General features: G+C 44.5%; 9 protein-coding genes and 1 tRNA gene. 2 read left to right on the top strand and 8 right to left on the bottom strand.

Going from position 1 to position 11,759, the window contains the following annotated elements; all coding sequences use genetic code 11:
• The first annotated feature begins 304 nt into the window (after positions 1-304).
• On the top strand, positions 305-1,738 hold the full coding sequence (gene cls, locus WKT12_RS12530; protein ID WP_340319871.1) for a cardiolipin synthase: 1,434 nt from the start codon (positions 305-307) through the stop codon (positions 1,736-1,738).
• A gap of 94 nt (positions 1,739-1,832) precedes the next feature.
• Here the strand turns inward: cls and WKT12_RS12525 are convergent, their stop codons facing one another.
• The 3 genes from WKT12_RS12525 to WKT12_RS12515 are packed head-to-tail and all read right to left on the bottom strand — an operon-like array spanning position 1,833 to position 3,872.
• Positions 1,833-2,363: an RsmD family RNA methyltransferase gene (locus WKT12_RS12525; RefSeq protein ID WP_340319870.1), complete on the bottom strand. Its 531-nt coding sequence runs from the start codon at positions 2,361-2,363 to the stop codon at positions 1,833-1,835.
• Positions 2,354-3,178 carry a DUF3822 family protein gene (locus WKT12_RS12520; RefSeq protein WP_340319869.1) on the bottom strand — a complete coding sequence of 275 codons (825 nt, stop codon included), beginning with the start codon at positions 3,176-3,178 and terminating at the stop codon, positions 2,354-2,356. Before WKT12_RS12520 ends, WKT12_RS12525 begins: the two co-directional genes overlap by 10 nt.
• A gap of 7 nt (positions 3,179-3,185) precedes the next feature.
• The gene (locus tag WKT12_RS12515; RefSeq protein ID WP_340319868.1) at positions 3,186-3,872 is read right to left on the bottom strand and encodes a hypothetical protein; all 687 of its coding nucleotides are present in this window, start codon (positions 3,870-3,872) and stop codon (positions 3,186-3,188) included.
• A 96-nt stretch (positions 3,873-3,968) separates the two neighbouring features.
• On the opposite strand from WKT12_RS12515, the gene WKT12_RS12510 reads away from it, so the two are divergent.
• Positions 3,969-5,390, top strand: coding sequence for an ATP-dependent DNA helicase (locus WKT12_RS12510; RefSeq protein WP_340319867.1), 1,422 nt, complete (start codon positions 3,969-3,971; stop codon positions 5,388-5,390).
• Positions 5,391-5,449: 59 nt separating this feature from the next.
• On the opposite strand, the gene WKT12_RS12505 is transcribed toward WKT12_RS12510, so the two are convergent.
• From WKT12_RS12505 to WKT12_RS12485, 5 genes are all read right to left on the bottom strand, one after another.
• A tRNA-Leu gene (locus WKT12_RS12505) sits at positions 5,450-5,531 on the bottom strand.
• Between the two features lie 76 nt (positions 5,532-5,607).
• On the bottom strand, positions 5,608-6,624 hold the full coding sequence (locus tag WKT12_RS12500; protein ID WP_340319866.1) for a S41 family peptidase: 1,017 nt from the start codon (positions 6,622-6,624) through the stop codon (positions 5,608-5,610).
• 3 nt (positions 6,625-6,627) lie between these two features.
• Positions 6,628-7,479 carry a DUF3316 domain-containing protein gene (locus WKT12_RS12495; RefSeq protein ID WP_340319865.1) on the bottom strand — a complete coding sequence of 284 codons (852 nt, stop codon included), beginning with the start codon at positions 7,477-7,479 and terminating at the stop codon, positions 6,628-6,630.
• 10 nt (positions 7,480-7,489) lie between these two features.
• Positions 7,490-10,123: a DNA gyrase/topoisomerase IV subunit A gene (locus WKT12_RS12490; protein ID WP_340319864.1), complete on the bottom strand. Its 2,634-nt coding sequence runs from the start codon at positions 10,121-10,123 to the stop codon at positions 7,490-7,492.
• 273 nt (positions 10,124-10,396) lie between these two features.
• Entirely contained in the window at positions 10,397-11,731 is a 1,335-nt protein-coding gene (locus tag WKT12_RS12485) for an MATE family efflux transporter (protein WP_340319863.1), read from the bottom strand.
• Positions 11,732-11,759: the final 28 nt, after the last annotated feature.

Raw genomic sequence — 11,759 nt, 5'->3', positions numbered from 1 at the left:
AGGGTCCTGCAGCAACGGTGCTGCGGGACCTTTTTTTATGTCCCTGCCCCAGGGGGTTCCGACTTTCTCTGCCCCGGCGGAATCCCGGAAGAAAGAGTTCCTTCTGCTGCGAGGATTTAAAGCGTGATGATGTCGTTTGATTATACCGTTTTGAAGTAGGCTGTAAAAGGTTATGAAGATGGTATAACGTAAATCATCTGCATTAATCTGATAAGTGTTTTAAAGAGGTTTATAGAAGAAGGTAGATGTGTGTATTTGTTTTTCCGTAGAATTTCTTGTACTTTTGTTTTAAACCTGATTTCTTATGGATACGATTGTTATCAATGAATTGTTTTCTGCAATATTCAATGTATTGTATTTTGGCATCATATTGGCAACAATATTTATTGTCATTTTAGATAACCGTAATCCGGTGAAAACAATGGCCTGGATTTTAGTGCTCTTTTTTCTTCCTATAATAGGACTCGTTTTTTATTTCTTCTTTGGACAAAATACCCGAAAAGAACGACTAATCAGTCGAAAAGGATACTCACGCCTTAATAAGCGTCCGATAGCTGAATATGAAGCTCAGGAACATTTGAGAGAACAAGCAAGTACAAGTCGCCTGATGTCTTTTTTTACCCGCGTAAATAGCGCGTGGGTTTTCGAAGGAAATACTGTAGATATTTATACGGATGGTTACTCAATGTTACAGGCACTGATGCACGATATCAGTTTGGCGAAGCATCACATTCATTTGCAGTTTTATATATTCGAAGATGATGCAGTCGGTCGTTTACTTCGTGATTTACTAATAGATAAAGCACGTCAGGGAGTAAAAATTCGTTTGTTGTACGACGATGTAGGATGTTGGAGAGTCGATCCTATGTTTTATGATCAGATGATGTGTGAAGGCATTGAAGTACAAAGTTTCCTGAAAGTTCGTTTTCCTCGCTTTACAAGTAAAGTCAACTATCGTAATCATCGTAAAATTGCTATTATTGATGGTCGAGTAGGATTTATTGGCGGAATGAATATTGCGGAACGGTATATAAAAGGAGTATCCTGGGGAATATGGAGAGATACTCATGTGCGTATAGAAGGGAAGGCTGTATACGGACTTCAGAGTTCATTCTTGACTGATTGGTATGTGGTAGAACGTACATTGTTGACCTCTGCCGAATATTATCCCAAATTATCTGCTTATGGATCTACTATAGCTCAGGTTGTGACATCCGATCCTGTGGGTGAGTGGCACGATTTGATGCAAGGCCTGATGAAAGCTGTTTGCAGTGCCAAACATTATTTTTACGTAGAAACTCCTTATTTCCTTCCTACTGAAGAAGTCATGACGGCTTTTCAGATTGCTGCTTTAGGAGGAGTTGATGTGCGTATTATGTTGCCGAAGCGTGCAGATACGTTTCTTACTCATATGGGCTCGTTGTCATATTTAGATGAATTGATGAAAGCTGGTGTAAAGATATATTTGTATCGCAAAGGCTTTTTACATTCCAAATTATGGGTATCCGACGATGAGTTTGCATCAGTTGGATCGACTAACATGGATTTTCGAAGTTTTGAGCACAATTTCGAAGCGAATGTCTTTTTTTATGACAGAGAAACCATAAGGCGACTGAAGAATATCTTTTTGACTGACCAGAAATTTAGCTTACTGCTATCTCGCAAAATCTGGGCACAGCGTTCATGGAAGAATAAAGTAATGGAGTCGGTTGTACGATTACTTGCCCCGTTACTGTAGGCATTGAAATAAAAAATATCCCTTGTAGTATCAGATAATGTTGGGTTACTACAAGGGATAATTATTATATAATACTCAGGTTTTGAAGATTTGTTTATCGGAAAAAGGAAAAATTCACACTTCCATAATGTCTATGTTCGATAAAGTGTGGATTACTTTCGAAATTTTGGTCTTTTCCGTGCTCTAAAACGAAGATTCCATCAGACTTAAGTAGATTATACTTAAAAATTTTATCGGGGATTGTAGCCAATTCTTTTAGTGCATACGGAGGATCGGCAAAAATGAAGTCGAACTGCTCGTTACACCGTTCCATATATCTGAATACATCTCCTCGTAGAGGAAGGCACTTGTCTGTTTTCACTTCGTTCATTACTTTACAGATAAAGGCGTGATGCTGGGGATCTTTTTCTACGGAAATGACACGTTCGCATCCGCGTGAAACCAGTTCAATGCTGATGCTTCCTGTGCCGGCAAAAAGATCCAGTGCCGTGATGCCTTCAAAATCGATGTAGTTGGTCAGTACATTGAAGAGATTTTCTTTTGCAAAATCTGTTGTTGGTCGTGCTTTGAATGTATGAGGAACATCAAAGCGGCGACGTTTATAGATACCACTGATTACTCGCATATAAGTAAAGATTGTATATCAAACGGAATATCTTCGATACGGGCCGTGTGCGACGTATTGAAGTCCGCTTGTGGATTAATAATAAATATTCGCCGAAGATATTGTTTCAACTGTTCAGACAGCTGTTGTCGATAAACTATGTTATCTCCTGTGAGGTGCAGTTCATCGTGTTCCTGGTCGTATGTCAGTTGTTTCCAGATATTCAGCAAGTAGTATGCACAGTCGCCTGCATTATTTACGGCATACGAGTTGACGAGCTGTAGTCTGCCTTTGTCGAGAGCAAAGACATCCATGCTATTGGCATGTATATTGGCATACAGTTTATTATTGTTACCTAACTTGCTTCGACTCGTAAGATATTCAATTTGCGGACTGATAGTAGAGAAAAAACGAGCATTGGGGAATTGCTCTGAAAGAAACAGATGAGTCAGTTTGTCTATGGAAAATAACACAACAACATTGCTCTTTCCCAATACATTGCATAAGACGATTTCGTTATTCTGTTTCCGGAAGTTCTGGTAGTAGATGGTTTCCATCTGTTCATCTTCGAATAGCTCGAGAGGTACAGACGTGTAGCGGACTGTATGGATAAGAATATTTATCTGTCGGTAAGTATATTTCAGTTCATCCGTTTGTGCAAGAAAGGCTTTCACATTGGCAGCCATCGACTGTTGTGTGTTTACGGAATAAGTCCGAAAATAAAAGTCACATTCTTCCAGAGGATTGTAGACAGAAAAAGAAAATCCATCCGTACTAAGACGGATGGATAATGTATATTGGTTCGATTTTGTAAAATCAATATTTCCGTTGGTCATAAATAAATTATTCCCAGTTACCAGCGTTGTTGTTAGGCTGTTCGATATCACCAACTTTCAAACCACAGTATTTACCAAGTTTTTCCTGAGTATCTTTCAAGTTGATCAATTGTTGTCTGTCTAAGTCATTCAAATATACATCGTAGCTAACCTGAGCCTGGAACAAGTTCAGAGGAGCACCCGATTTAGTAGTATCTTTACGGATAGCCATTTCGAATTTAGCTCCGTTTCCGTAAGGAACGAATGCCAATGAATCAGGGTTGAATCCTTTTTCGAAGATAGTATCCATAACAGCTACCCACATAGTATCACGACGGAAGTTCTGCAAACCTGCTTTTTCTACTTCACTCCAGTTACCGGTCTTCTTAGCCTTGTTAATCAGTTCCATTGCTTTCTTTTCAGTCATGCCGTTGTTCAGCTGATCATCTGTCAAAGCACCTACTTTCATGATGAACGGCAGTTTGGCTGTTTTTACGAAGTTGATCAAAGTATCGAAGCTTGCAGTGTACGCACCAGCGTGTACTGAACGATATTCCTGCTGAGCTTTACGAATATCAATTAAGCGTGCGATGATAGCATCTTCGCGGACTTTTTTCTCTTTGTCAAAGTTGATAGGACCCATAATACTACCGTAGCAAATGTATACCAAAACAATAGCGCAGGCAGCTAACACAAGATTAATAACTGTTTTCATGATAATATTTGTTTTTTTAGTTTATATTCGTAGCGCAAAAATAAAATAAATAACTTGAACCACGTCAAAGTTATCTGAACTTTTTATTAGATATTTATGTTAAATAATGATTTATCGCAGCAAATTAAACGAAATTTTTTCTATAAACCAACAGGTGAGCAAGAAATTACTATCGAATCTTTTGTAAATTTTTTGTTTTCCCCGAAAACCGATGCTGTTTTCCTTTTGAAGGGCTATGCAGGAACAGGTAAAACTACTTTAATCAGTGCGTTGGTCAAGACGCTCGACCAGTTGAAACAGAAGTGCGTACTACTTGCTCCGACCGGACGTGCGGCAAAAGTCTTTTCGCATTATGCAGGACATCCTGCTTATACCATTCATCGTAAGATCTATCGTCAGCGAACATTTTCCAACGAGTTGGATAATTTTGTAATGAATGCGAACTTGCACCAGCATACATTGTTCATCGTCGACGAAGCCTCGATGATAGCTAATGAAGGGTTGTCAGGGGGAATGTTTGGTACCGGACGTCTGTTGGATGACTTGATTCAGTATGTGTATGCCGGACAAGGTTGTCGGCTGATGCTGATAGGTGATACGGCACAGTTACCTCCTGTGGGAGAGGAGGAAAGTCCTGCTCTGTCGGCTTCCATGCTGGAAGGGTACGGGCTGGAGGTTACAGAACATTGTCTGACACAGGTCGTTCGTCAGGAACAGGATTCCGGCATTTTGTATAATGCAACTTCCCTCAGACGATATATTGCTGAAGAAGATTTCTTTTCGTTGCCACAGATAAAGGTAAACGGTTTTCCTGATATTCGGATTATTTCAGGAAGTGAATTGATAGATACCATCAATGAATGTTATGACAAGGCAGGCATGGATGAAACGATGATTATTTGCCGTTCAAACAAGCGTGCTAACCTATATAATAAAGGCATCCGCAATACCATATTATATAGAGAGGATGAACTGAATACCGGCGACCTGCTGATGGTTGCCAAAAACAATTATTATTGGGGGACAGATTGCAAGGAGCTGGATTTCATAGCTAATGGAGATATTGCAGTAGTACGTCGGGTACGTCGTACGCACGAAATGTATGGTTTCCGTTTTGCCGATGTCGCCTTATGCTTCCCCGATTACAACGATCTGGAACTCGATGTAAAGATTTTGCTGGATACCTTGCATTCGGATGCTCCTGCTCTTACACGAGAGGAAAGTGAGAGATTGTTTCAGGCTGTACAGGAAGACTACAGTGACATTACCGTAAAACGTGAACGGATGAAAAAGATAAAGGAGGATTCATGGTATAATGCGCTTCAGGTGAAATACGCCTATGCCGTAACATGCCATAAGGCCCAGGGTGGCCAGTGGCAGCGTGTGTTCGTCGATCAGGGATATATGACGGAGGAGATGCTTACCCCCGATTATTACCGCTGGCTGTATACTGCCTTTACCCGTGCTACTGAAACGCTTTATCTGGTGAACTGGCCCGAGGAGCAGACCGAAAAGTAATAAAAACAGAAAAGGATTTAATAAATTCTCCGAGAAGATTTTATTAAATCCTTTTTATGTGCGCCTGATAGGACTCGAACCTACACGCCTCGCGGCACCAGATCCTAAGTCTGGCGCGGCTACCAATTACGCCACAGGCGCAAGCGGAACATACGAGATGTTTCCTTTTTGCGTGTGCAAAGATATACTATATTTTTGAAAAAGCAAAATATCAGGGCTATTTCTTTAGTATTTCGCAAGCTGTTTCAATGATCGTATCTTTTCCTCGCTGCATATCTTCACTTTTCATGTCTACTTTTACATCAGGATCGATACCGAACTCCAGTTGGTTCATGTTGGGATCGAACATCGGACTGGCCGAGAAGCGGATAGACCAGCCGTTGGGGATTTCGGAACTGAACGGAAGTCCCGAACCGCCTCCTGTCTTGTCACCGACGAGAGTTACATTGGGAAACTGGTTCATGCTGTTCACGAAATCGTTTGTTGCGCTATAGGAACGTCGGTTAGTAAGCACCACTACCTTTTTTTGCCATCGTATGCCGTCGGACGGTTCGATATATACCGGCTTCGGTTCCGAAAAATCATTGTGTCCGGGACCTGTCTTGTGACACATGTATCCCACGAGGACTTTCTCGTTGGTAAACCGTGCCGCCAGCTTCTGTGCCGTGGTCAGGTTGCCACCGCCGTTGTTGCGCACGTCGATAATCAGGCCGTCGCAGATAGCCAGCTTGTTCAGCGTCTGGTCCAGATTACCGTCGCCTATCCCGTTGGAGAAGCTGGAGCAGTAGATGTAACCGATGTTATTCTCCAAGATGCTGTACGTCAGTCCTGAAGAGTTGGTATAATCCTTTCCTAAATAGATGCTTTGGATACTGTCGCTGAAATTGCGCGGGTAACTGTCGAACCATTCGCGGTACTGCGAGGTAGCCAGCGAGCTGGAAAGATTCACATGTCCGTCGTGCAGTTCGTTTACCATATCCGAGAGGACCTCGAAGAGGTTTTCCCATGTCATATTCGAGGTGATGCGGCGTGCATAGCGCTCGTGCACTTCGTTCCAGTCGAGTCCGTATTCCTGATTTTTATAGTCAAGGAAACAATACTGTTCGTCGATGATTTTCCACAGCGCCTCGAAATTATCTTCGGGTGTATTGCCGGAGATGTCTTCCCGTATGCAGGAAGAGAAAACCAGCAGTCCGGTCAGCATTGTATATAATATGTGTGCAAGTCGTTTCATAAGCTAAAAGGGAGTTATTTTAAGTGGCATGCTGATGCGGTTCTTTCCGCGCAGCAGATACAGGTTGCGTACGAAACCTATCATGAAATCATGCGAGTAGGCGTGGCTTTTCAGGTTGTTCACCTTCGACTGCTGAATGTCGCATACATAGCCCACGCGCATCGTTACGTTGCGTATCGGGAAGTCCAGCGTCACCATTTGCCGTAGTGATGGATTGTTGTGCAGCGAAGTGAACACTACGTTTCTGCCTCCGTTACCCAATGAGAATATTTCGTAGTACGATTCACCGTATTCGGGTGAGAACATGACCCCCAGTAGCGGGAGGTTGGCCTGGTAGCGTACCGTGAGCGGATAGCGTGCTATATGGAACTTGTAGATGAGCATACCCGATGCGCCCAGTCCGCCGTAGGCCTTTGCCTGAGCGGGATTGTTGGAGTTTCGCCGGTTGTAAACCACCCCTCCGTTCAGGTCGAGCATCGGTCCGACCAGGATTTTCAGCTTGTCGTCGTTCATGCGGAACTGATAGTGCAGGGCATAGCTCCAGTTTATCAGCCCGGCATACATCTCTGCCGTCTGCGAAATATTCTTGTTGTATGAAGCGTTGACCTGAAGCAGGCTTTGCCCGGAAACCTTTCCTCCAAGTATGCGTGTCATACGCATGCTTTCGTGCATGAAGCGTACCTCGGTTCCCGTATATTCCAGCGGAGAAAGATATGTTTCGAATACATTGCTGTGTCCTACCCCGACCAGAGTAGACCGCATCACGTAGCGTGTGGCTTGCAGACTATCTTCCTGAGCGTATACAGACAAGAATGTTCCCAGGGCGACGAGCAGTATAATTAACTTCTGTTTCATTGTTCCGGTTTTAGAATAAAGTCATTTGTTCGTTGTCTTCGTCCGTATCGTTGTCTGTATCCGGAACATCTGTTTCTACAACTTCTTCTTGAGGTTCAGGCTTGCGGGTAGGTTCCAGTTCTTCTATATGGTCGACGGTGAAGGTTGTCAGACGTTTCCCTTTTGCCTTGAAGCTCTTTACTCCTACAAAATCGCTGGCTTCTACAATCAGTGCTTCCCTGAAGCTGTCGTGACCGCCGAATACGACTTGCAGACGCGGATAAGCCTCGCTCGACAGCAGAATAAGCTGATTATGCTTGTTCTCGCCCAGATAATTCTGCCGTTTCGAGGTCTGCTCGAAGGTAAATCGTTTCAGGTACGGATAGTTCTGCTGGTCGGCATCGTAGAGTACCGCCGTCCATACCTTGTCGGCATTGAATTTCTCGATGAACTGGATGTCGGCATCGTAATGGTTGTTCAGGTCGAAGTCGGTCGTATAGAATTCTCCGTTCTTGTGTACCACCAGAATACTTTCTCCGCTCTGGAACTCACCCAGATACTGTCCGCGTCCGTCGTAGTTCAGACGCAACACATCGTGGTCGAACCATACTTTTCTGCCACCCAGTGTAGAGCCGCCGCGCTGTTTCAGGCTGATTTTGTGTACCTCGTACTTGGTCAGCAGGTTACCCATCGACTGGCGTCCCTTGATGTTGATGGTACTGAAATCTTTCTCGAATATCAGTTTCTTGATACGCGGGTTAGGACGGAGCGTCACTTTGATGACCTCTGCTTCTCCGTTCGGGTTGGCGGTGAAATACACGATTTTCGAGCCGGGTGTACCCTGTGTTACGTCATATTCACGGTCGCGGATCATCGAAGTTATGTTAAAACGTTTGATGTAGTGGAATCCTTCTTTCCCGTCGCGGTAAATCACGTTGTAGATGGTACGCTTGTCGTTCTTCTTGAAGATGTTCACGTAAAGGATATTCTTGCCTACAAACAACTTGTCGGATATACGTACAATCTTATATTTTCCATCTTTGTAGAAGATAATCACATCGTCGATGTCGGAACAGTTGCAGATATATTCGTCCTTCTTCAGGCCTGTACCGATAAATCCTTCCTCGCGGTTGATATACAGTTTTTCGTTGGCTTCCGCCACTTTGGTTGCCACAATCGTATCGAAGTTTCGTATTTCCGTACGTCGTGGAAAGTTCTTTCCATATTTTTCCTTGATACGTGTATACCAGTCGATAGTATATTCGGTGATATGTGCCAGATGGTTGTCTATCTCCTCGATGTCAGCCTTCAGCTTGGCGATGAACTCGTCCGCCTTGTCTTTGTTGAATTTCAGGATGCGTGCCATTTTTATCTCCATCAGCTTGAGAATATCCTCCTTGGTCACTTCACGCACAAACTGCGGGTAGAAAGGAGTCAGTCGCTCGTCAATGTGTTCACAGGCAGCATCCATATTTTCAGCCTGTTCAAACTGCTTGTCCTTGTAGATGCGTTCTTCGATGAATATCTTTTCCAGTGAGGCGAAATGCAGCGTTTCCAGTGTTTCGTTACGCTGGATATTCAACTCCTGACGCAGCAGCGACAGCGTATTGTCCACCGATTTGCGGAGCACCGCACTGACCGAAAGGAAATGCGGTTTCTTGTTGTCGATGACACAGCAGTTGGGCGAGATGTTTACCTCGCAGTCGGTAAAGGCATATAGCGCGTCCAGCGTCTTGTCCGATGAAACGCCCGGAGCCAGATGTACCAGAATCTCCACCTTGTCGGCTGTATTGTCGTCCACCTTCCGCACCTTGATTTTACCTTTCTCGATAGCTTTCAGAATAGACTCTATCAGCGAGGATGTTGTTTTTCCGTACGGAATTTCACTGATGCAGAGTGTCTTGTTATCTATTTTCGAAATCTTGGCACGCACACGCACTACACCACCGCGTTCGCCGTCGTTGTAGCGTGACACATCGATGGATCCTCCCGTCTGAAAGTCGGGATAGAGGTGAAATTCCTCCCCATGCAGATAGGAGATGGCGGCATCACACAATTCGTTGAAGTTGTGTGGCAATATTTTCGATGAAAGACCTACGGCAATACCTTCTACGCCCTGAGCCAGCAGGAGCGGGAACTTTACGGGGAGCGTTACCGGTTCGCGGTTTCGTCCGTCATAAGAAGCCTGCCATTCGGTTGTTTTCGGATTGAATACCACGTCGAGTGCAAATTTGGAAAGACGGGCTTCGATGTATCGGGGAGCCGCTGCATCATCTCCGGTAAGGATATTACCCCAGTTTCCCTGACAGTCAATAAGCAAATCTTTCTGTCCCAGTTGTACCAGCGCGTCGCCGATGGATGCATCGCCGTGCGGGTGGAATTGCATCGTATGTCCTACAATGTTTGCAACTTTGTTGTATCGTCCGTCGTCCAGTCGTTTCATGGAGTGCAGAATGCGTCGCTGTACGGGCTTCAGTCCGTCGTTGATATGAGGAACCGCACGTTCCAGAATAACATACGAGGCATAGTCCAGAAACCAGTTTTGGTACATGCCACTCAACTGATGTTTTACGTTTTCGTCTCCCTGATCGACAGGTTTATAGTCAGAATGTGCTTCTTTATCGCTTGATTGGATATCGTTTTTTTCGAAAGTATCTTCGCTCATATAAGTGATTTAGTGGAAAAACAACAGACAAAAATACGAAAAAAAATATTCCTATTATATATATTATTGAAAATAAACCAGCATTTTACTGCTAATTCAAGGTGTGAATCATATCTGTTTTTGGGCAAAAAAACGATAATGTCAAAAGGAGTTAAGAATATTCCCTTCATCTTTTCCCAAAAAGCTCGGCACGTTTTCTGAAAATTTGTACAGAAAAAAATAAAATTTGTACAAATTTTATTCGCAACCTCAGGACGTTGCTCGTAGGACGTCTTATTTCTTCATTTCATTCAGCACGGGAACTGTCAGTGGAATGGCGAGCAGGAACGAACAAAGGTCGGATACCGCCTGACACATTTCCACGCCCTGTAAACCCAGAAAGTGGGGGAGAATCAAAATAAACGGAATAAAGAAAAGTCCTTGTCTTGCCGACGACAGCGTGACTGCGCGGACAGGTTTACGGATGGTCTGGAGCATCATGTTGCACAAGATGACCCATGCACCCAGCGGTAAGGTAATAAGCTGCCAGCGCAGGGCTCGTGTTCCGGTTTCGATGACGTGCGGGTCGTCGCGGAACCATGATACGATTTCGGGTGAAAATATGTAACCGATAACGGAACAGACGAGCAGAAATACAACTCCTGTCTTGACACAGAACCAGAATCCCTCGCGTACACGGTGGAATAGTCCGGCTCCGTAATTAAAGCCACAGACAGGCTGGAAGCCTTGCCCGAAGCCGATAAGGAAAGAATTGATGAACATGCAGATACGGGTGACGATGGACATACCCGCAATGGCTGCGTCGCCGTAAGCTCCGGCTGCCACGTTCAGCAGGATGGTCGACAGGCTGGCCAGTCCCTGACGGCAAAGCGAGGGACTTCCGCCGAAGACAATTTCCTTCAGATAAGAAGCCTTGGGAGTAAAGTTCTTGAACCGGATGCGGATATTCGTACCACGGCTGTCCATGATGAGCAGTACTGTAAAACTACATATCTGGCTGGTCAGTGTGGCCCATGCAGCTCCCGATATTCCCATGTCGAATACGAAGATAAGCAACGGGTCGAGTCCGATGTTCAGCACAGCTCCGATGATAATGCCTACCATGGCATATACTGCATTTCCCTGAAAGCGCATCTGGTTGTTCAGCACCAGCGAAGAAGCCATGAACGGGGCACCCAGCAGTACGATGCCCAGGTATTTCTCGGCATAGGGCAGGATAGTGGGGGTAGAACCCAGGGCGATACAGATTTCCGTAAGATACAGGTGCCCGAAAAGAGCAATTACTGCACCTGCCATGAAAGCGTAAAAGAATCCGGTTGATGCCATCTTTTCTGCACTGTCGTAATCCTGTGCACCTAATTTACGTGAAATATAGTTGCCCGAACCGTGCCCGAAGAAAAAGCCAAAAGCCTGAATGATAGCCATGACAGAGAACGAAATGCCGACCGCGGCCGTAGACTGGGTATTGATTTTTCCTACAAAATAAGTATCTGCCATAACGTAAAACGAAGTTACCAGCATGCTGATGATGGTAGGTATGGCAAGCGACCCGATAAGTCTGGGTACCGGTGCGGTAGTCATTAACGTGAATTTGTCTTTCGTGCTCATTGCTTTTCGTTCAATCTTCTGCAAAAGT

It is taken from the genome of Phocaeicola sp. HCN-6420, assembly GCF_037890145.1.
Lineage (GTDB): Bacteria > Bacteroidota > Bacteroidia > Bacteroidales > Bacteroidaceae > Phocaeicola.
Note: the sequence above shows the minus strand (reverse complement) of the source record. Positions and strands in the feature narration are given on the sequence as shown.